Below are 20,419 nucleotides of genomic sequence, written 5' to 3'. Positions count from 1 at the left end.
CCTCGTCAGCGTGCTCTCATCCTGCCACGCGGGCGGCGGAGGCCGCGGCGAACCTGTGGACAAGTGCCTTCGCGTCCTCGGTGTCGAATGCTGCGCCGATCGAGAGGGCCTCGGCTTCGAGTTGTTCGGCGAAGGTGCGCGATGGCTGCGTGCGCACGAGGCGCTTCGCCTGGCCGTAGGCACCGGCGGCCCCGGCGAGCCAGAAGCGCGCGATCTGTTCGGCCCTGGCGCGCACCGCGTCGGCCTCGGCGGCAGCATCCTGCGCCCCGCCCTCGGCGGCACCGACGACCTCGGCGATGAGACCCCAGTCCTGTGCCTCGCCCGCGGCCAGCAACCGGTCCTGCAGCACGAGTTGCAATGCCCGCCGCTCCCCCACGGCACGCGCGAGCTGGGCCGAGACGGATAGGTCGGGGGTAAGCCCGATGTTCGCGTAGAGGCTGCCGAGCTTGGAGTGGGTGCCGACGACGGCGTAGTCGCTGCACAGCAGGATGCCGAGCCCGCCACCCGCAGTCGTGCCATGTGCGGCGGCGACCACGGGCACGGCCGAGGTGGTGAGCGAGGTGATGCCCTCGTTGATGACCCGCGCGAGGGCGGTGATGTCGTCACCGGAGCCCATCGTGGATGCCATGTCGATGACGTCGCCGCCCGCGCAGAAGGCGGGGCCTGCCGCGTCGAGGAGGATCGCGCGGACGTCGTCGCGCGCCACGGCCTCAGCGGTGGCCTCGCGCCATGCGTAGGCGAGCTCGGCGTTGAAGGCGTTCAGGCGAGCGGGACGGTTGAGCGTCAGCCGCGCCATGCCCTCGTCGATGGTGAACAGGATGGCGTCGCTCATGGCGTCTCCCTCGATGCGCTGGACGGTACCGTCCCAGCGTATGTCAGTCCTCGGCGAGCACCCGCGTGACGAACGACTCCATGCGTCGACGTGTGCCGTCCAGCCGCATGTCGACCTGACCAGGCACCCGCACCTCGTTGGGGGCGAGCGGGTGCGCGAGCCGCACATTCTCGTGGCACGAGAGGTCGACGCAGATGTAGGTGCCCGCGCTGTCGCCGCGCCGCCCCTTCTCACCGCCGCGTCGGGCGGTGAACAGCGCGACCTGGTTGCCCGGCTGCAGGGTGTGGCAGATGTTGCACATGCCCGAGCGGGAGCGACTCGGATCGGTGGAGCGCAGCACGATGCCCTGCGGGCGGCCGTCATGCTCGACGATCACCACTCCGCGCTTGCTGGAGACGGTGTCGCGGAAGGCGAAGAAGTCGAGGTAGTCCCAGTCGACGAGCATGACGTCGAGCGGCATCCCGATCTCGGCGATCTCTTCAGCATCCGCATTGACGATCGCGGCGCGCACCTGCGCTTCAGTCAGTGGTCGCATCGTCCCAGTCTAAGAACGCCGCGCAGGTGCGGCCCCGACGTCATCGGGTCAGGGTCAGCCACGCAGCACCCGGGCCGGGACGACGTGGGCGGCGAGCGCTGCCTGGACGATCAGCGCCAGACACGGCAAGGCCACCGTCAGCGCCGCAAGCCAGCCGAGGATGTCCCAGGGCAGGCGCGCGAACACCTCGACAGCCGAGACGCGAGCGCCCGCCGAGATGGACACGACCGACAGCACGAGCGTGAGGGCGCCGAAGACCAGAGCCGTACCGGCGTAGATCAGCCCTTCGTAAACGGTCGAGCGGGCGATCACGCCGGGCCGGGCCCCGGCGAGCTCGACGATCGCGGCGTCGCGGCGTCGATCTGCCCCGACGAGCGCGATCACGGCGAGTCCGCCGGTCCACGACACCACGAACACCCAGCCCAGAACGACCAGCACGTCGGCGAGGGCGACGGTGGCGCCGGGCATGACGGCACCCATCACCATGAACAGGCCGACGAGCGAGAGCGACAGCGCGAAAGGAAGGATGGTCGTCACGCTGCGCGCCGCGCGGGCCCGGCAAGCCTTCGCGGCCAGGTGCCATGCGACATCCTTCGCCGGCACGAGCACGGTCCACGTACGCAGCAGCGGGGTGAAGACCCACGGGCCCAGCATGAGAAGCAGACAGATGAGAAAGAGGCTGCCGGCGAACGCGAAGACCGCACGCTGCTCGGTGCCGCCCTCGATTTCCAGCGCCATTCCGGGGATCCACGTGCCGACGACTCCGGCGAGCAGGCTCAGAGCGAAGAGCATCCGGGTGATGCCGGGGCGGGTTGTCGTCTCTGCCGCGTCACGGAACGCCTGCATCTCGGGGGTGCGAGCAGCGCGGCGTGTCGCGCCCCATCCGCCGACCAGGCAGGGGGCGGCGCCGGCGCACAGCGCGGCCGCGATGTGCCAGCCCTGCACGCTCACCGGTGGCTGCTGAGGCAAGAGGCCGATGCCCGCCCACTGTCCGAGCGTGAGGGTGGCCACGACCGGCGCGAGTGGCACCGCGACGAGCCCTGCCACAGCACCCAGAACGAGCAGTTCGACCCGCAACACTCTCACGACGCGGCGACGGGGGATGCCAAGGATCACCCAGAGCGCGTGCTCGTGACGCTGGGTGGTGAGGGTGAGCCCGACCGTCGAGGAGACGACGCCCGCCGCGGCGAGCGCGGTGAAGAAGGCGATGTTGCCGCCCAGGCTGATGTACGCCGAGACCATGTCTTCGTCAACGGCGCGTTGCGCGGCGTCGACGGCCGTGACCATCGCGATGATGGTGCCCGCTGCGCAGGCAGCACCGACACTGGCGCAGCCGAGGGTCCACAGCCACATGGCGGCTCGCATCCGCACGTCGGACAGCACCAGGCGCATCACGCGGGAACCTCGAGTTCTGCGCCGGCATCCTGCGCGGTCAGCACGGCCTCGGCGATCTCGTGCGGGTCGCCGCCGGCGAGGGTGCGATGCACGCGCCCTCCGGCCATCACCACCACCCGGTCGGCGCGGGCCGCGGCGTGCGGGTCGTGGGTGACCATGAGCACGGTGCTGCCTTGCGCGGGCAGAGCCTGCAGCCAGTCGAGGACCACGTGACCCGACTTCAGATCGAGGGCACCGGTGGGCTCATCGGCGAAGATCACGCGAGAGCGATTGGCGACCACACGGGCGATCGCCACGCGCTGACGTTCGCCACCTGAGAGGCGGTCGGGGCGGCGGCGCGCGAGAGCGCCGATACCGAGACGCGACATGGCGTCGGCGACGTCACGTCTGGCCACCCGGCGACCAGCGAGACGCGCGGGGAGGGCGATGTTCTCTTCGACTGTCAGGGAGCTCACGAGGTTGTACTCCTGAAAGACGAACCCGACGTTGTCGGTGCGGAACGCGGCGCGTCGCCGTCCGCCCAGGGAGAGGATGTCGGCGCCGAGCACCTCGATCTCGCCTGCTGTTGCCTGCTCGAGCCCTGCCGCACACAGCAGCAGCGTGGACTTGCCTGAGCCCGAGGGCCCGACGATCGCGGTCAACCGGCCCTCGGGGATGTCGAGATCGATGCCGTCGAGAACGCGCCGTGTCGTGCCCCGCTGGCCGGGCACGGGGAAGTCCATGGCGACGCCGCGCAGCCGGATGGCGGCGGGGGTGTGGGGTGTGTCGTTTCGCATGGTTCCATCCCAGCCGGGACGGATGCTGCGGGCATGGGTGCGGGCGCCCCTGTGGGGTAGACCTGGCTCTACTATCGGCCGCACGGCGCGACGAACCACGTCGTCCGCGCCAGGATGGAGCCATGGCGCACATCCATCCGGCCCGGCGCGCAGGAACTGAGCTGCTCGCGGCGGCGGCGGCGCCGTTCGCGCTGCTGGCTGTCGTCGCGCTGCCGCTCTCGGCCGCCGTCATCGCCGAGCTCGACCGCTGGCGCGCGCGCCTGTGTGGGGCGGAGGTCACCCCGCTGAGGCCTGCGGCGTTGCCGTGGGGACGGTGGATGCTGGTGCGTGCGCGCACCGCCGCCGTCTGGCGCACAGACGTGCCGGTTTATCTCGCGGGGATCGTGCTGGGTGCGCTGGTGCTGCTGCTGTCGTTCTTCGGGATCATCGGCGCTGTGGTGCTGCTGTTCTCGCCCCTGTTCTGGATGTTCGGGATCGCCGCCCAGGTGGGGGCGTTCACGCCGACGTCGCTGGCCGAGTCGTGGTGGGCGGTGCCCGCCGGTGTCGTGCTTGGCGCGCTGACGGTCGCACTGTTGGTCGGCGGCTCGCTGCTACGGGATGCCGTGCTGCGCGGGTTCTCGGCACGCCGTGACCCCGATCTGCTGGCGAAGATCGACGAGTTGCGCACGAGTCGGGCGTCGCTGACCGCGGCCTTTGAGGGCGAGCGGCAGCGGATCGAGCGCGATCTGCACGACGGTGCACAGCAAGATCTGGTGGCCGTGGTGATGCGCGTCGGGCTGGTGGAGGCATCCGCCGCGGCGCGCGGCGACGAGCGCCTCGAGGCTCAGGCGCGTGAGGCGCGGGAGCATGCCGAGCGGGCTTTGCAGCGGCTGCGGGAGACGGTGCGTGGCATCCATCCTCGCGAGCTCAGCGATCTCGGGCTGATCGCCGCCGTCCGAGAGCTCGTGGCGCGCTCACCGCTGCCGGTGGATCTTGTCGCCGAGGGCGACGACGCCCCGCTCTCCTCTCCCACGGCAGCGGCGATGTACTTCACAGTGTCTGAGGCGCTGACGAACATCGTCAAGCACGCAGGCGCCACCCGGGCGCGGATCTCCCTGCTCTGCAGCACGTCGCAGGTGCGGCTGACGGTGCAGGACGACGGCGAGGGCGGGGCGCGCATCGACACCGGTTCTGGGCTCGCGGGGCTGCGCGAGCGGATGCGCAGCGTCGGCGGCGATCTCGACGTGCACGACGCGGCGGGCGGAGGCACCGAGGTGGTGGCCACGGCCCCTTCTCAGCCACCATGGTGACACGACGGCCGTCCGTGAGGAGCACACCATGAGAATCGTCCTCGCTGACGACAGTGTGCTGATGCGCGCCGGCATCCGGGAGATCCTCACCACCAGTGGGCACGAGGTGGTCGCCGAAGGCGAGGACGCGACGCAACTGGTGGCATCCGTCGATGCGCTCGTTCGAGACGGTGTCGCGCCCGATCTGGTCATCACCGACGTGCGGATGCCGCCGGGGAACACCGACGACGGCCTACGCGCGGCCATCGACCTGCGTTCTCGTCATCGGGAGCTGCCGGTGCTCGTGCTCTCGGCATACGTGACCGGCCCCTACGTGCGCGAGCTGCTCAGCGGTGCGGGGGCCGACGGCGCCGTCGGTTACCTGCTGAAGGAGAAGGTGGGGCGTGTGGCCGACTTCGTGCGGGTGCTCGAGACCGTGGCCGGCGGTGGTGTCGTGATCGACCCCGAGGTCGTGCGTCACATCACCGCGGCAGATACCGCAGAGCAGGGACCGTTGGCGCGGCTGACGCCCCGCGAGCGTGAGGTGCTCGCGCTGATGGCCGAGGGACGTTCAAACGGCGAGATCGCGGCCGAGCTGTTCCTGTCGGGTGCGGCGATCAGCAAGCACGTTGCGAACGTGTTCGTGAAGTTGGGGATGCCGCCGGATGAGGGCAACCGGCGGGTGAAAGCCATCCTCACCTGGTTCGAGCACCGCTGACGTCGTTGGCGCCGCCGCGGGCGTTCAGACGGCGATCGGCTTCTTCGGCGGCGTGGGTCGATAGAACAGCGCCAACTGGCCGAGCGCCCCAAGGATGCCAAGGCCCGCGCCGATCGCGAAGGCCCACCAGCCGCTGAAGAGGCCGGCGATCGGCGTGCCTGCAAAGAGCAGGTGGTCGACGCTGAAGCGGCCCGCCCCGATCATCGCGAGCAGCACTGGGGTGGCGGCGAGCACGAGGTTGTATTCGTAGCCGTTGGCGGTGATGAAGAAGCCGTTGCGGCCGCTCACCGTGCGGATGGCGACGAGCATGACCGCCACGAACCCGGCCGCGGCGAGCGGCGTGAACGCGCCCAGCGCGAGCGCGAGCCCGGCGGCGAGTTCGACGGATGCCGCAGCGCGGGCGTTGAACAGTCCCGGCTTCATGCCGATGCTCTCGAACCACGCCGCGCGAGCCTGGATGCCGCCCTTGCCGAAGAACTTGTTCCAGCCGTGGGCGGCCATCGTGAGCCCCAGCAGCAGCCGCATCAGTAGCACGGCGATGTCGAGTTCGACGCCTCCAGCGATCATGTCTGCACTCCTATCGGAACCGTGTGGTCACCCTACCGCTGTCGCGGTTGCGTGCACGGGCGTGAAGATCAGTCGGTGGTCGAGGTGCGGCGTGCGCGGAGGGCGAGCAGCAGCACACCGCCGACCGCCAGGGTCAGCCCGCCTGCGAGGAGCCAGGGCTGGAGTACGCCGCCGGTGGCGAGGAGCGCGCTGGTCGTCCGTTCTGGCGCTGCGGGCGCGGCCGTCGCACCGCCCTGAGTCGTGGGTGCCGTCGTCTCGGTGGGCCGGGGCGTGGCAGTCTGCTCGGTGATCTCCGTCGGCTTCGTCGTTCCGGTGGGCCCGGTCGTCCCTGCGGGCTCGGTGGGCGCCACGGGCTTGCCCGGGGAGACGAGGCCGGAGTTACCCGGCGTCGTGGCGTCGGCCACGTTCAGGATCGTCACCGCAGTCGGCGCCACGGAGGAGACGCCCTCGGTCACCGCGATCAGGCAGAACTCGGTGTTCGCGCGCTCCGCCGTGTAGGCGGCGTCGCCGGTCGCGCCGCAGGTACCGTCGGGCAGCATCCGACCGAACGACAGATGCAGGTCGACGAGGGCCGATCCGAGGTCGATCACCGAGTCCTCGGGCTGCTCGAGAATGAGCCGGTCTGCGCAGGCGTAACTCGCGTTCGGCACGTCCGCGCCCTGGTACTTGCAGTCCGCCGCGGATCCGCTGTCGCTGGTCTCGTCGATACGCACCGTGTACGTCCGGTCGACCGTCTGCGTCTGACCTGTCGCGCGGTCGGCAAACGTAAAGGAGGTCACCAGGTCGTAGTTGTGGACTCCGCGCAGGATCGTCTGGTTGAAGTGGGTGAGTGTGGCCACCGTGCTCTCGCCGAGGGGAAGCTCCTCACCCTCCGGGGTCGGGCTCGCGGTGAAGCCGAGGCCCGTCTGGTTCTGGGGGGCGAGGGAGCAGTCACGCCAGAACGGATGCCAGCCCGAGCGCACCTCAGAGGTGCCGTTGCCGGTCAGGCACTTGTAGTCGAGGACGTTGCCCTTCGGCTCGGGGTTTCGCGTCGGGTTGACGAACACGCCCGAGGCCGAGGCGACGGCGATCCCGCTCGTGGTCGCCGGCACGAGCGTGCCGGCGGTGAGCCCCGTCAGTTCGGCGTCATCGGTGTCCTGCTCGAAGCCGTCGCGCCTTTCCTGCTCGACGTCGTAGAGGCACGGGGTCGTACTCGACTCATCGGCGAACATCGTCAGATCGTCGAACGTCGCCGCGCCCGTCGAGTCGGTCGTGGCGGTGGCCGCCGTCGGCACGGCGCAGTTCGCACTGCTCAGCGTCAGCTGCCAGCCGTCGAGCGGCGCGGTGCGGCCCTCGACCTCGACGGATACGACGATGGAGCCCGTCAGTTCAGCGGCCGATGCCGGAGCGGCAACGACGAACGAGAGCACGGGGGCCAACAGCGCGACGGTGGCGCCGGTGACCAGGCGCGACAGAGAACGAGAAGACAAGGAATTTCTCCTGAGAAGACCACCGGCGGGTGAACGGTGGATGGTGAGCGGCGAACAGTGGCGGTCGGCCAGGCAATCAGAGCAGCCGACCCACTGTTCAAGATGCAAAGTCAACCGAAATATTACGCGATTCGGGGCACATTCCCTGAGATTCTCCTGCGTTAGCGACGATCCTGGGCGGTTCGTCCGTGCGTCTCTTTCCTGTCCACCCGCGTAGATGCCAGGCTCGGACCCTGACCATTTCGGAACTGAACCACGCGCGGGAGATCCAACCAGGAGCATATTTCGCCCCACGGACGCGAAAAAGCCCTGGACCTCAGCATCTGAATACCTGGTCAGGGGCTCTTTCTACAACGTGGGGCAATCCCGTATCTCTTTTCGCTCTACTCTCTACGGGTCGGGTGAAACGCTATTCCTACGCGTTTCCCACGCGATCCTTTCGCTATTCCCATGGGCACCCTCGACAGCCCTACTCCCGCTTGAGAATCTGCCTTCTGAAATCGGGGTCTGCGAGCGTCGGCTGCTCGTCGGTTCTCGGGGCGTCAGAGTCGTACTTGCGTCACCCGCGCGACGAAGGTCCCGCGGAGCTCCATACGCTCGAGCTCGCTGTCCATGATGTGCGTGGTCCTCTCCTCGAGGATCTCCACGGCGCTCACCGTCCAGGGCACTCGTTCGGTCGCGAGTGCGCTCGCCTTGTCCACGATCTCGGCGAGAGGTAACCGCGGGTCTGATGGGCGAACCTCGACTTCGGTGAAGCCAAGCCCCCGAAGACGATTCGCCGCCGTGCGGGCGTACTGAAGGTCGATCTCGAAGTGCCGGTCGTCCTCGGGCCACCGCGCACTGAGTTCTCGAGTGAAGAGGTCTCGGAGCGCGTCCGCGCCCTCCGGAAGCTCCACAACAACGCGAGTCTCTTTGGTCGCGACCATGTGCTTCAGCTCGAAGGTAAGGGTGGTGATGATGTCGACCATGAGATCAACGTAGTGGTGAGTGCGGTTGGATGGACGCGTCAACCGCATGCGGTCGAAAGGATGCCCCTTGTCTGTGAACCAGTGGTCACGCCTGAAGCTCACCCGAAGCTGGTGGCTGTTCAGTGAGCTGCTCGGGCGCGTTGAGACGTGGAACGCATCCGGGGAGTTCGCCGCGGACGTCCGCGTGCTTGATGACCGGACGGCGCTCGAGTTCTTGACCCCAGCTGGCTTCCGGCCTCCAGTGGCTGAGTGGGCGCTGCTCGTAGGTGACGCGGTACACAATGCGCGGTCAGCTCTGGATGCGCTCGTCTGGGATCTCGCGCATTCGGACGGCGCCACGCCGGCGAACCCGACCAGGGTGGCGTTCCCTATCACCACGACCGCGCGCGAGTGGAAGAACAACGTGAAGTCGCTCGAGACTGTTCCGGAAGGCCCGCTCGAGCGGATAAGGCTCGCGCAGCCTTGGGTGGCTTCCTCCGACAACATTCACGGCGACTGGCTCAACATCTTGAGCAGGTTGGACAACGACGACAAGCATCGCGGTCGCGTGGTCGCAGTCCCGCTGGAGGAGAGCGTTGAGTTGCACTTCGACGGCCTGACGCTAGGAGATCGTCTCCCGGAGGGCGGGTTCTTCCATATCTGGGAATCGGGCCTTTCCGGGTTGGAGGTTGCTGGAACGCCGTTCGCGCGATTCGGCTTCGGTGCTCGCATCAATGGAGACGGGCCGGTGGCCGGCACTGCCACCATCACTCTCGCTCCAGCTGTGACCGTCTTCGACCAGGTCATCCCCGTCGGCGCGCTGCAAGGGGAAATGCTTCCTCGCCTCCATCGTCTGCTGAGTGAGGTCTCAGCCGGAGGCGAACTCCAGGAGGCGTGGATCGAGCCAGAGTCGTTCGACCCTGCCGCACCTCCGCCTCGCTGATACCGCGTCGACGGCCACGATCCTTCGTCTCGTCAGGTGACCTGGACGTTGGGGTCCGGTGAGGACTCGCGGCTCAGCCTCGCCCGCTCACGCGCCTCATCGGCCCGAGACGTCGTTCACGTCTTCGACGCGTGACCCAGCCGCCAGTTCTTCTGTGCGACCCGAACTGTGCACACCGCATGGAGATGGAGGCCGGCGAAGTCACCGCAAACGACGTGTTCAAGGCGCTCATCGAGTGTCTCGATGAAGCCCACGTTCCAGTTCGCTCGCTCTTTCGGCGTCGCCGACTGGCCCGCGCAATAAGCTCCAACGGTGGACCTTGACCTCAAGCTGGCGGACCCTTCAGTCCAGATCGACGACGACGTGCCGTTGTGGCGTTACCTCGATCTCCCGAAGTATCTCGACCTGCTGACCACCCAATCGCTGAAGATGCCACGCGCGTCGAGCATGGAAGACGTCTACGAGGGGCTCATGGCGCCCGGCGCTATCGCTGCGACGATTGCGAGGGATCTCGCGGACGGCGCACCGGGTTATGTCCGGCACGCTCGGATCAATCAGGTCCACAAGAGATCACTTTTTCTGACACATCGGACCTACATATCCTGCTGGAACGCCTTCCCGTCCGAGAACGCTGGCCTCTGGCGACTCTACGGTGATGAGAAGGGCGTAGCGATTCGGACAACGTGGGGGTCGCTCCGCCGCTCCCTCGCGGGCACCGCCGACTGCGTTCGTGACGTCTTCCACGGCAAGGTCGAATACCGCTCGGCCCAGGAAGACGACAGGATTCCGCAGACCTACACCGACCAGTACTTCATCAAGCGGAGAGAGTTTTCCCACGAGAACGAGTTCCGCCTCGTCGCGCATGACGAATCCCGCGAGCACAAGTTCAACGAGCCTTCTCTCGAGGGGCTCCCCCGCCTGGCTACTCTGCCTTGCGATCTGAACACCCTCATCGAGGAAGTGGTGGTCAGCCCACGACTCGGCGAGTGGGTATGGGAAACCGTGAGAGACGTGTCCCACAAATACGGCGGGACGTGGGACGTCACCCACTCGCGCCTCTACCAGCCACCGCCCGACGAGATCATGGACTATTAGAGACCGCGCTTCTCACAGCCAGACCAAGGTGAGCTGGGCGCACTTCGTTCCGTTGTTCGTATGAACGGCCACGATGTCGATCTCTTGGAGGTTCGCGTCGGCGAGAGGGCCGTCAATGACTACGTCGAACGTGACCCACACGTTCGCGTTCGGCGCGTAGGACCCGACGTTGATCCGTTCCCCGACGATGCTGTCGGTCATCGCGGCGACGTCCTTCGTCCGCGCGTTCGACCAGAACGTTGTCCCCTTCACCAAGTGCATGTTCGCTGGCAGCTCCACCTCGAACACGACGTCATTCTGCTGTGTCGTCCCCGTGTTCTGGTAGGTGCCCATCAAGGTCACGCGTTGCCCGGGAGTCGCGACGAGCGTTTCCGACCAAGCATCCGCTCCATCCTGCTGAGCGAAGGCGCCCACTTCAAAGTTCGGCTGGTCGATACGGATCTCAAAGGTCACCCAGGATCGGCAGCGTTCACCAGCAGGGAGCGTGCCGTCGAGCTGGTCGCATCCGAGCTCTACTCCTGTGGTGAAGATGTCGTCGGAGAGGACTGTGCCGTTTGCTCCTCCTTCTGAGTGCAAGACCGCGGAGCTCGCGACGTAGCGAAGAGCGAACTCTAGTTCGGGATCTTCCCCGACGTAGTTGACACCGTCCCAGATCTCGTTGGGTGCGACGTTGGATGTGACGAAAGCGTGCGACGGCGCGCTTCCTTTCGCCACACCAGGCATCTGCACGCGAAGCCGGACATCGCTAGCCGTGTCGCCGCCCTCCGCGGCGTCGTTGTTCACGATGACCGCGACCTCGTAGTCCTTCCCAGGCACAGCGACAACCGAGTTCCGCCAGTCCGCGTCCGGGTCGCCCGCGAGCCTCACCACCATGAATCGTCGTTCGTCGCCGAAGTCAGGGTCGTCGACGACAGAGTTCAGCATGGCCGCGACCGGTCGCTTGGAGTCGGTGGCAACGTCACGTGCAGGTCCCCACCCTGCGGAGGCGACCTGTGTGCCTTCCGACGGCGTCGGCGTGGGTGACACCGGCACGCTCGGAGCGGAGGTCGGCGCCGGTTCCGCGGTCACGTCGCCGCCCGCCAAGGCCACCGAGGTTACGACGCTGACGACGAGGCATAGCGCGAGCACGCCCCCAGCCGTCCCCGCTGCTACTCGATGCTGTCGTGCGCCTCCCCAAAGCCGCCGCAAGGGGTTTTCGTCCTGCGGACCCTTCATCCAAACACGCAAGATCAGGAACGCCAGCCCGCCCCACAGCGCCGCGAGAACGATGTTCACGGTCCACCCGTTGACCTGCTGCAGCCACCCCATGGCCGGAGCATAGCAGCGGCCGAATCGTGCGTCCCCGGCCGTGACGTGGAGCGTGTCAGCCTCGGCTTGTAGGCCGTCGAAGGTTCACACCCACCCAGTACGCGCACCTATGCACACTGAGAATCTCACCCACGTCAGACCGGCCCGAAAGCCTCGTCCTGGATGGACCTCACCACCTGCTCGCTGGCCCCCGCCCATCCGAACCGTCGGAGTAGGTGAAGACTAGGAGCAACGACAAGTTCACGACCCGAGTCCTGGACGCCACCCGCGGGAAGCAGGACCGTGCGTTCCCACGCCGCTGTCTGCAGTCGGTGCTCTTCGTAGAAGGGTCGCCAACGACGGTCCCCCGGGACCAGTTCCCACCCTTTCGCGCCGAGAAGCTCCATCGTGACCTGGTAGGGCTCCGTCGACGCCACAGCAGCTTGCAGTCGCTGCGCGAATATAAGAACTTCGGTGAACTCTGTAATCGGCTTCCAGAGCGGGAAGTACCCGTGACCGGGTTTCGCGTCGGCACCTCCATCGAATGCGTGTCGACCATCAAGAGGCAGCGCGTGCCATGACTGGAACTGCCCGCTCTCGAAAGCGACCCAGGCCTCACGGTGCATAACCGTCTCCTGCTCGGTCACCCAGGTGGCTCCTTGTTCCGGGCGAGAAGCGCACCAACCGGCACGTCAGCGCCCCGCGACGCACGAAGTCCACGAAGAAGGGCGCGGCATGCCGGCCGGACGCCGCGCACGGTTCGGCCTCGTGCCGGCGTGACCACGTCGCACCGTAGGCCGCGCATTAAGGAGGGGCACCCGGAAACCGGGTGCCCCTCCTTCACAGAAAGCACATGACCATGACCACGACCGCGATCCAACCCGTCCACCCTGACGACTACGTCAGCGACATCGCCGTCGAGATCGGACTCGCCCTCCGAGAGATGCTCGAAGACCGATACGCGGGAAAGATCCGCCAGCGCCTGCGCGACAGCCCACTGACGACCGTCCCCGGCCACACGATCTTCGTGCCGTCCGCCGAGTCACTGCACTCGACGCCGGAGTCCTCGACGACCACCGAAGCAGCCGCGAGGATCCTGCCCATCGTGATCCGTGATCTGCGACGGCAGCTCGACGACGCCGGCGTCACCGAAGCATCGGACTGCTGGGACTTCGCGTACACCTGGGACGGCCACGGGCTGTTCGGAGACTGCCAGTTCGTCGAGCTCGGCTTCCGGTTCGATGCCTACATCGAAGTGTTCCCGCGCGCATAACGGGGTCATGGCGACCAGAATCCGCATCGCACGTCACGAACACGGGTGCGTGTCCTCGGCGTGCACCGGAGTGTCCGAGTTTGCCTCTAGGCCTGGGACAGCGCCTGTTCGCTGCCTTCAGGAGCCATCATGCGTGACTCGTGATGAGGTCGCCGGAGGGGTCGCGTGTCAGCATGAGTCCGAACTCCTCGAGATCATCGACATCGGCGGCGACGCGTTCGCCGTCGTCGCCCTGCACACGGTAGCGAGGGCTCTCACCGGCCCAGTCCTCGATGACGTGCGCGTGTGCGCCCCAGATCTTTCGCACCCACGCGTCGATCTGTTCAGCGCACTCCACCAGCCCATGAACATCGTCGACCCCGTGAACGATGACGAAGATGAGTCCGCCGGCCTTCCAGGCCTCGAAACGGATGCGATGATCTCCGAACGGCTGCGTCATGGGCATGTCGACCATCGTGGGGATGGAGCCGTCGGGTGCATGCTCCGTGTACACGGTGCGGGAGAAATCGAAAGGGATCACCGATCCACCGTATCGAGGACCGAGGTCCGCTCGAACCGGTCCAGGATCTTCTCGAGCCTGCCGATGCTGTGGAAGCCTCCGTTCATCTCCGCGTGCTGGATGACCACAGCTCGGTCGTAGTACCCGGTCTGCGCCAGGTCGCTGAGGTACTTCATGGTCAGCTGGTCGGCGAGCTCATCATGCCAGCCGTTGTACCCCTCTCGCACGATGCCCTCGAGCGCCTTCGTCGCCGCCTCGTCATGGCCCGTTGCCATCACCTCTCCGGTGGCCACGTTGTACGCTCCCGTGAGCTTGGCCCAGGCGTCGAAGCTCATCGAAGTCGGCTCGACGAGCAGCACGACGTTCTTCGTCCTGGACAGCCTCTGCAGGAGCTTGCGTGTCGGGCACCACGCGACGACGACCGTGTTGTCCGGGATATGACCGGACCTCTCCGTGACGATGTGCTGCTTCGAGAGGTACCGACGCGAGCTGACGTTCGCTTGTGTCGCGGCGAGCACTGTCACACGCCGTGCGAGGTGCCGGGCGAAGCCTTCGGCGAGCTGCTCACCCAGGGTGAACGTGTCTCGCTCCAGAGACGACGGTAAGTAGAAGAACTGATAATCGCGCAGGTCAACCATCACGCGTTCCAGTCGATATCGTCGGCTGTCAGCTGTATCCGGGTTCCGTCCTGGATGCGCTGCGCCCATTCGCTGAGGTCCGATTCCGTGATCTTCCCGTCGTAGCGCGCGAACAGCTGTTGGAGTGCTGGGCGGATCGCGTCGAGCGGCGCGCCCGTGTACTGCTGGCGCAGCTGTTCGAGCTCTGCTGTCTGCTCGGCGGCTACCTTCTCCAATGCCTCCTGCGCGATGCGCTTGAAGGCCTGGTCATCGAACTCGAAACTGCTCATGTGATGCTCCCGTCGGTGGTTGCGAGTGTAGGAGCAACGTCGGACATCGCCCTTCCGCCGGAAACCGAGAGAGTCCCGGTTAGATGGGGTCGCCCATCGCTTCCAGCGCGGCGCACACGAGGCCTCCACGGGCCGCTGACGTGTCGCGTGTGGGTCGCCGAGGTCACCAGCGAGAAGAGCCCGTAGACCGCCGTACTTCGCGCCGCGGCAACAATGCAGCTACTGGCTGGTCTCTCGGCGCTGCTCGAACGCTGGAAGATAGAAGCATGTATGACGAGTACGACGAAGAGCTTGACTCAGATGACTGGACCCGAGACGAAGCCCTGATGTTCGCACCGAAGATGGCCAACGACGAGTACGTCGATGGGCTTGGTCGTCAGATCTTCTCCCTTCTCGACGGAGCATTCCCGGGGCAGGTTCAAGTCGCCAACGTGATGTTCGAGCGAGGGAACTACACGATCCAAGAAGGCTTTGCGGATGAAGCAGCCGAACACCAGTTCGCAGCCAAGGCGTTCCCCGTATTGAAGCAAGAGATAGTTCGACAGGTCAGGGGCCTCGGAGCCCTGCCCGGCGACTGGACTGTTCGCTTCGAAGTGGACGGTTCTACCTCTCGGCAACGAGGAGCCGACACAGACCCGTACGCCGCTGTCAGCGTGCTCGTCGTTGAAGGTCCGCGAGACCCTGACTTCGATTGATCCTCCGAGACGGCACTGCGGCGGCGGGTCTGTGAACCCGCCGGCCAGTGAACGCGCACCGAATCCCGGAGCCATCCCTCGCACGGTTATCGTCTGAGCCATGACAGAAGAGTCGCCGTCCACCACAATCGCTCTCGTCCCACCGTCCCTCGTCCCCCTTGCCCCGTTGCCTCCGACGGACCGGGAGACGTACATCTCCGACACGGCGATGGAGCTGCAGAAGACGGGCGGCAGGCCCGATTCCACCGGGGCGTTCGTCTTCTTTCACCTTGGGCCCGAGTGGGTGGATCGCATCACGGAGATCATGGGACGCGTCGGTTCCGCAGGTGAGCAACTCGCGATAGCCCTCGCCACGAACAGGGACGCGCGCCGGTGGACCGCCCCTGACGCGTCCGGGATGGATGTGCAGTTCGCGACGATGGCGGTGCGGGCGCAGGCAGAGATGACGGCTATGTGGACGCTCAGCGCCGCTCATGGTCTGGCGAACGCGCTCGTGCGCCTATTGTTGCTGGACGCTGATGCGGCGAAAGTCCTCACCGACGCACGTCCGAACGCGAAAGGGTTCCCACCGTTCAGCGAAGACCAGGCGGCGTGGGTCTCGTTCGAGCCCACCATCATGAAGGTGGCCAGAAGAGCGGCAGCGGCGTCCCCGTCGCCGGCGGTGGTCGTCGCAGCAAGGGCGCTGTCTTCGCTCTTCGGTGACAAGCGGTGGGATGACCTACTCGATCTGCGGAACGTGGGCTTTCACCGATGGCGGCCGCAGACGGTCGACGGCGGAACTCCGAAAGCGTCCTCCGTAACAATCTCCGCCACCTCACGCTCCATCAGCGTCGGCGTGGGACCCTCCAATGTGGCGCCCGACATCGAGACGACGTTGAAGATCGCCGAGGCAGGCTTAGACATCTTCGCCAAGGCTGCACGAACGTTCGACGAGTGCATCCATGCCGCCATCAACGAACTCAGCGGTAAGGAGCTCTTCCAGATCTGACAATGGGAGGCCGCTCATCCTGTGACGGTCGGTGAAACCGGGAGCTCAACGCGCGCAATACCGCGAGCGATCCGGAACCGAAGCCCCGGTACGCCGGCCACTGGCGGATTGATGGCCAGCGGCCGATTCAATCGAAAAGGCTGCCGAATGCCGTCGCCGCCGACTCCTCGATAATGCGGACACGTTCTTCACGACCGGGTATCGTGTCGTGCCGCAGCCCCGCGACAGTGTGCCCGAACCACTCGCTGCCGGACTTCTCGAGGGCTTCGAGGTCGCGGGGGTTTCGGGTCGGATCGACAACCAAGAGCCGGCGGGAGCCGTCGTTCGCCGCCCATCGGTCCAGCGCGACATCGACATGGACGTCTCGGAACCCGTAGCCGACGGTCACTACAAGAGCGCTGTCTTCGAGGAGCTCGGAGAACGCGCTGAGCAGTGCGGGCATCGTCCCATCCTGGGTGAGCTTGTTCTCCAGGCCGAAGCGCAGGTCGGAGAAGATCCCGCTCCCGTTGAAACGGAGCTCCGCCTCACGCGACATCGTCTTGAGTCCACTACGCGGGATCGGCCCGCCCCCTAGAACCACGGAGTGCCAGTCCAACGATCCATGGAGCTTCAACAATGGGGTAGCGTCGCGAGGGATCGGCCACTTGAACGCGCCTTCCCAGTCGTCTGCCCCCGTCGCGACGAGGGCGCCGCAGGCTTCGGCGGCAGTCTCCACGAGCGTGTCGAAGTTCAATGTCGCGATCCCGACGATGTCGGCGCGGACCAGCGAGTCGAGGTACGCCGTCGGCGCGTTGACGGAGTGGTTGCGCAGAGACGCGACGGCGACGTCGAGGATGTTGAACTGGACCGTCTCGATGGACTTCGCGGTGACGATGTCCGGTACGTTCAAGAGGCCTGCCCATGTCGACTGCTCGACGAGCACGTGCCGCAGATCGTCGAGAGAGCGCCACAGCTGTTCGACGTCAATGGCGTCCTGGTCCACATGCGCTCTTACGAACTCCCAGGTCCGAGGTTCCCTCGACCGCTCGTCGAGCGTGTCGAAGACGATCTTCGTGAGATCCTTCGACATCGGAAGACCTGCCGGAACAGAGGCACCCGCGCCGAGGAGCACCGTGATCTTTCCGGACGCCTCAGCGACCCATTCGTGCACGCACTACTCCTGTTCCCTGGGCTGGTGCAGGAGCCGCATGATGTCGGCAACCTCCTCTGGCCACAACGTCTGCAACATGTCCTCATGTCTGCTCACGGGTGAAGCGCCAGACACGAGGATTGTCCACTTTGTGGAAGTCGTCAATTGTCATCATGACACGCGGCGTCGCGCCGAGTGACCGACACGGGTGACGATCCAATGCGCATGCTCCGTCCCCTGCGGCAGGTCGGCCTCAAGCACACACGCCGGGCTAGCGCATGCGTCGGCGTGACCAGACATTCTTTCGCCGACTCTCCACGGGCGCCTTCTCACTCATGACCTGCACATCGCCCGCAGCCCCTACCCGCGCACGCAGCGTGCGAACAGTAACGAGGGCGTCAGGAACCGCGTTCTTCAGCGGCGGTATCGGCACGCCGTCGCGACGAACGATCCCGCCGGCGTTCACCACCGCGCCTCCCGCATCGACCACGAGCCGAATGACTTGAAGAGTGCCGTCGTCGATGCGCGGGCTCGCCTCCCGCCACTCTTTCTCCTCGAAGTCACCAAGCGACCACGTCAAGCGACCGAGGCGGACATTGCCACGCCACGCCCACCAACCCTTGTCACCGTCGAAGCGCACGTCGACCACATCGCCGATCCGGATCGTCGCGACGGCCTCTCGGTCCACCGACCGCTCATACATCTTGTTGACGAGGTTGTAACCGGCCGCGCGGAGCTGTGCTGTGGCGTCAGGAAGCACGCGTACGCCGATGTGCGTACTGCCGTCCTTGTTCGGTCCGCTGAGGATCTCCCAGCGCCCCAAAGCCCTTCTCACGACCTCAGCGCAGCCACGACGCGAGCGACGAGCTCCTCCGCGAGCGCATCGCTGTTCTGGGCGATGCCTTCCCCGCGGACGGTATCGGGCATTGGCGTCGGGAACCGGTCTTCGAATCCCATTCCCATCGACGCGGAGTTCCGTGAGCCGACGATAGAAGCGTCACCCACCATCAGCGACCTCGAGGGGTGGATGCGTGCCGTGATGCCGTATCTCTCGGCGACGGGAAGGTCCACGCTCATCAGCAGCTGCACCACCCGGGCTACACGCGCCCGGATCTGGGAGGGGTCAAGCACCCCGCCCAGCATGTCGTGCGGCAGCGTGATCCACGCTGTCCGCTGCCCCTGACGGGTTACCAGGAGCCCGGCCGCATCGTCCCCCTCCACCCGCGCATACGCGACGTCCGCCGTAAACCCGTTGTCCACCGCGCCAGCCTGGGCGAATAGCCCCGCCGACCGCCCAGTCACGACGAACTCGTTCGCCACCGCCTCCAACTGACCGAGGAGCAGCGACTGAGTCTCCGCAGGCACTAACGAGACCTCCAAGGCAACGTACACGTCGTCTCGGTGATGCCGCGGCAATACCGCTTCACGGGCCATAGACGTCATCGTGGACCCTGCGGGCGCCCAGTTAAGTCCGCCAGCGGGCGTCACGCGTGCAGGTGATGCTGTCTTCGGTTCGACGCCAGGGAATGCAGGTTCGTTGGCGGGCTTGCTGCGTCCGGGCTCGACAGCGGCGATGAGCGCGGCCGCTGCATCCTCGCGGCTCAGGCCGACAAGCTTCACGTAGACGATCTGGCTGAGGAGACCGTCGAGATGGGTCGGCTCGATGAGCACGGGAATCACGTTCCGGTTCAGCCCCTGCGGATCCTTCGCGAAGCCGGCGGCCCACTCCGAGGCTGCCATTCCGCTCTCAAGGAACGCAGGTGAAAGCACGAGCAAGGTCTTCTTCGCGGTGGACGCTGCCCTGTTCATCTCCAGAACGAAATTGCTGCCCGCCTTGAAGTCCCACTTCTGGAACACGACCTTGTGTCCTGCAGCCTCCAGCTGCCAGGCGATCCACTCTGCCCACCCGGAGTCCGCCTCGGTGTAGCTGACGAAGAAGTCTGGGGTGTCATCGACTGCGCTCATGCCCCTGATCTTCGCAGAGGTAATCACTCGAACGCGTCCGTGTCCCGAGCGAAGCACGTCAGCACCGACGTCGCGTTCATGATGGCGAGCACCGCGTTGATCCGCGAGTACTGATGCGAGGTCACAGCGTGCGTGGTCGCGTTGCGGTGGAACGCGTTGTGTCGCTCATGAACCGTGTGCTCACCCCTCATCAGGGTGAACGAGGGTCGCAGCGCGAGCTGCAACCTCCAGCTGCGCTCCTCAGCCAGCTGCCTGCTGTACTCGGGGTTGAGCATGCTGCCCATCGTTCGTCCCAGCGCAGCCCGACTGAACCCACTCAGGAGTGTGTCGAGCACGTTGGTCGCGAGAGCCTGGGCCGCCTCGACATGTCCGTCCTGAAACGCGCGTACGGCGCGCACAATCGTGTCCGCGAGGAACAGCGGGCGTCCACCGAGCGGAAGGGACGACACGACGTTCGCACACGTGGTGACGATCCCTCGACGGTTGTTACTGATGACCCGGCGACGCGCCTGAGCGTCTGGTGCGTCCAGGAGCAGGATGATGACGCGTCTGTTGGGCACCCACGCGAGCGGAATGCCTTCCGAGAGGATCTGGAAGACGTCCTGCTCGATCTCGTCGACATCGACTCTCACACCCCGCCAGTTCGACGGCAGGTGAAGCTGCAGACTGGCGAGGTTGGGCAGCCAGGACGGAATCGACTTCAGGATGGTGGAGTCGAACTGCTTCATCACTGAGGCGGCGAGGTTGTCCACCGCCCTCGACATCCGCTCGGTGAGGTTCGCGGAGATGCTGTTCGCAAGGAGCTCAGGCATCTTGAACGACGGCATCTGGGAGGCCAGTTGTGCGGTGACCGAATCGGTGAGGAGGGATTCTCGCAGCCCGAGGACCTCCGGCGTAAGCATCCGCGAAAGGTTGTCGAGAGTCGCGGAGAGGCCGAGGCTGTCCAGAGTCGGCAACCGCGGCACGATCTTGTCTAGGAAGCCCGGCGGCATCGTGATGATGGGCGCGGCGATCTTGCCGGAGTCGATGAGGGCTTGGAAGTGAGCCACGTCGTCGTCGAGGTCATCATCGAACTCCACCTCCACGAGCGGGTTCGCGGCGCTTGCGTCCGAAGAGTCGCGCTCATTCATG

General features: G+C 66.1%; 23 protein-coding genes. 7 read left to right on the top strand and 16 right to left on the bottom strand.

The annotated features are described in order from the left end of the window. Nucleotides 1-16: 16 nt before the first annotated feature. The 4 genes from WDU93_RS03290 to WDU93_RS03275 are packed head-to-tail and all read right to left on the bottom strand — an operon-like array spanning nt 17 to nt 3,538. Complete coding sequence (locus WDU93_RS03290) at nt 17-832, bottom strand: enoyl-CoA hydratase/isomerase family protein (protein ID WP_337317431.1); 816 nt, start codon at nt 830-832, stop codon at nt 17-19. A gap of 43 nt (nt 833-875) precedes the next feature. Beyond that, nucleotides 876-1,367 (bottom strand): FBP domain-containing protein, encoded by a 492-nt coding sequence (locus tag WDU93_RS03285; RefSeq protein WP_337317427.1) that lies wholly within the window; start codon nt 1,365-1,367, stop codon nt 876-878. Nucleotides 1,368-1,421: 54 nt separating this feature from the next. Then, nucleotides 1,422-2,759, bottom strand: coding sequence for an FtsX-like permease family protein (locus WDU93_RS03280; RefSeq protein ID WP_337318081.1), 1,338 nt, complete (start codon nt 2,757-2,759; stop codon nt 1,422-1,424). After that, nucleotides 2,759-3,538: an ABC transporter ATP-binding protein gene (locus tag WDU93_RS03275; protein WP_337317424.1), complete on the bottom strand. Its 780-nt coding sequence runs from the start codon at nt 3,536-3,538 to the stop codon at nt 2,759-2,761. Before WDU93_RS03275 ends, WDU93_RS03280 begins: the two co-directional genes overlap by 1 nt. Before the next feature lie 122 nt (nt 3,539-3,660). Between WDU93_RS03275 and WDU93_RS03270 the strand changes: the two genes are divergently transcribed. Together WDU93_RS03270 and WDU93_RS03265 are read left to right on the top strand one after the other, a co-directional pair. After that, complete coding sequence (locus WDU93_RS03270) at nt 3,661-4,827, top strand: sensor histidine kinase (protein WP_337317421.1); 1,167 nt, start codon at nt 3,661-3,663, stop codon at nt 4,825-4,827. A 28-nt stretch (nt 4,828-4,855) separates the two neighbouring features. Then, entirely contained in the window at nt 4,856-5,524 is a 669-nt protein-coding gene (locus WDU93_RS03265; protein WP_337317418.1) for a response regulator transcription factor, read from the top strand. 24 nt (nt 5,525-5,548) lie between these two features. Here the strand turns inward: WDU93_RS03265 and WDU93_RS03260 are convergent, their stop codons facing one another. The 3 genes from WDU93_RS03260 to WDU93_RS03250 all read right to left on the bottom strand — a co-directional run bounded on the left by WDU93_RS03260 (nt 5,549) and on the right by WDU93_RS03250 (nt 8,528). Then, nucleotides 5,549-6,091 carry a DoxX family protein gene (locus WDU93_RS03260; protein ID WP_337317415.1) on the bottom strand — a complete coding sequence of 181 codons (543 nt, stop codon included), beginning with the start codon at nt 6,089-6,091 and terminating at the stop codon, nt 5,549-5,551. 68 nt (nt 6,092-6,159) lie between these two features. Further along, a complete protein-coding gene (locus WDU93_RS03255) occupies nt 6,160-7,560 on the bottom strand; it encodes a choice-of-anchor K domain-containing protein (protein WP_337317412.1) in 1,401 nt (466 codons plus the stop codon). A 542-nt stretch (nt 7,561-8,102) separates the two neighbouring features. After that, nucleotides 8,103-8,528: a hypothetical protein gene (locus tag WDU93_RS03250; RefSeq protein ID WP_337317409.1), complete on the bottom strand. Its 426-nt coding sequence runs from the start codon at nt 8,526-8,528 to the stop codon at nt 8,103-8,105. A 67-nt stretch (nt 8,529-8,595) separates the two neighbouring features. Between WDU93_RS03250 and WDU93_RS03245 the strand changes: the two genes are divergently transcribed. Further along, on the top strand, nt 8,596-9,450 hold the full coding sequence (locus tag WDU93_RS03245) for a hypothetical protein (protein ID WP_337317406.1): 855 nt from the start codon (nt 8,596-8,598) through the stop codon (nt 9,448-9,450). A gap of 312 nt (nt 9,451-9,762) precedes the next feature. After that, on the top strand, nt 9,763-10,545 hold the full coding sequence (locus tag WDU93_RS03240; RefSeq protein WP_337317403.1) for a DUF2971 domain-containing protein: 783 nt from the start codon (nt 9,763-9,765) through the stop codon (nt 10,543-10,545). A gap of 12 nt (nt 10,546-10,557) precedes the next feature. On the opposite strand, the gene WDU93_RS03235 is transcribed toward WDU93_RS03240, so the two are convergent. Beyond that, nucleotides 10,558-11,853, bottom strand: coding sequence for a COG1361 family protein (locus tag WDU93_RS03235; protein ID WP_337317399.1), 1,296 nt, complete (start codon nt 11,851-11,853; stop codon nt 10,558-10,560). A gap of 134 nt (nt 11,854-11,987) precedes the next feature. After that, nucleotides 11,988-12,479 (bottom strand): hypothetical protein, encoded by a 492-nt coding sequence (locus tag WDU93_RS03230; RefSeq protein ID WP_337317396.1) that lies wholly within the window; start codon nt 12,477-12,479, stop codon nt 11,988-11,990. A gap of 212 nt (nt 12,480-12,691) precedes the next feature. Here WDU93_RS03230 and WDU93_RS03225 point away from each other — a divergent pair, with 212 nt between their 5' ends. Next, nucleotides 12,692-13,105 (top strand): hypothetical protein, encoded by a 414-nt coding sequence (locus tag WDU93_RS03225; RefSeq protein WP_337317393.1) that lies wholly within the window; start codon nt 12,692-12,694, stop codon nt 13,103-13,105. Nucleotides 13,106-13,232: 127 nt separating this feature from the next. Here the strand turns inward: WDU93_RS03225 and WDU93_RS03220 are convergent, their stop codons facing one another. From WDU93_RS03220 to WDU93_RS03210, 3 genes are read right to left on the bottom strand one after another with little or no spacing between them, the layout of a single operon-like run. Beyond that, nucleotides 13,233-13,625: a hypothetical protein gene (locus WDU93_RS03220; RefSeq protein WP_337317390.1), complete on the bottom strand. Its 393-nt coding sequence runs from the start codon at nt 13,623-13,625 to the stop codon at nt 13,233-13,235. Beyond that, nucleotides 13,622-14,245 carry a hypothetical protein gene (locus WDU93_RS03215; protein ID WP_337317387.1) on the bottom strand — a complete coding sequence of 208 codons (624 nt, stop codon included), beginning with the start codon at nt 14,243-14,245 and terminating at the stop codon, nt 13,622-13,624. Before WDU93_RS03215 ends, WDU93_RS03220 begins: the two co-directional genes overlap by 4 nt. Then, entirely contained in the window at nt 14,242-14,511 is a 270-nt protein-coding gene (locus WDU93_RS03210) for a hypothetical protein (RefSeq protein ID WP_337317384.1), read from the bottom strand. The genes WDU93_RS03215 and WDU93_RS03210 overlap by 4 nt, the downstream gene beginning before the upstream one ends. A gap of 266 nt (nt 14,512-14,777) precedes the next feature. On the opposite strand from WDU93_RS03210, the gene WDU93_RS03205 reads away from it, so the two are divergent. Further along, nucleotides 14,778-15,206, top strand: a complete 429-nt coding sequence (locus tag WDU93_RS03205) for a hypothetical protein (protein ID WP_337317381.1) — start codon at nt 14,778-14,780, stop codon at nt 15,204-15,206. 100 nt (nt 15,207-15,306) lie between these two features. Next, nucleotides 15,307-16,194, top strand: a complete 888-nt coding sequence (locus WDU93_RS03200; protein WP_337317379.1) for a hypothetical protein — start codon at nt 15,307-15,309, stop codon at nt 16,192-16,194. A 127-nt stretch (nt 16,195-16,321) separates the two neighbouring features. Here the strand turns inward: WDU93_RS03200 and WDU93_RS03195 are convergent, their stop codons facing one another. The 4 genes from WDU93_RS03195 to WDU93_RS03180 all read right to left on the bottom strand — a co-directional run bounded on the left by WDU93_RS03195 (nt 16,322) and on the right by WDU93_RS03180 (nt 20,418). Continuing rightward, entirely contained in the window at nt 16,322-17,344 is a 1,023-nt protein-coding gene (locus WDU93_RS03195; RefSeq protein ID WP_337317376.1) for an SIR2 family protein, read from the bottom strand. Between the two features lie 250 nt (nt 17,345-17,594). Then, entirely contained in the window at nt 17,595-18,158 is a 564-nt protein-coding gene (locus WDU93_RS03190; RefSeq protein ID WP_337317373.1) for a hypothetical protein, read from the bottom strand. Further along, on the bottom strand, nt 18,155-19,345 hold the full coding sequence (locus WDU93_RS03185; RefSeq protein WP_337317371.1) for a toll/interleukin-1 receptor domain-containing protein: 1,191 nt from the start codon (nt 19,343-19,345) through the stop codon (nt 18,155-18,157). Before WDU93_RS03185 ends, WDU93_RS03190 begins: the two co-directional genes overlap by 4 nt. Further along, complete coding sequence (locus tag WDU93_RS03180) at nt 19,312-20,418, bottom strand: hypothetical protein (protein ID WP_337317369.1); 1,107 nt, start codon at nt 20,416-20,418, stop codon at nt 19,312-19,314. Before WDU93_RS03180 ends, WDU93_RS03185 begins: the two co-directional genes overlap by 34 nt. Nucleotide 20,419 lies beyond the last annotated feature (1 nt).

It is taken from the genome of Microbacterium istanbulense (assembly GCF_037204145.1).
GTDB classification, from domain to species: Bacteria; Actinomycetota; Actinomycetes; order Actinomycetales; family Microbacteriaceae; genus Microbacterium; species Microbacterium istanbulense.
This window is presented reverse-complemented; position numbering and strand designations above follow the sequence as displayed.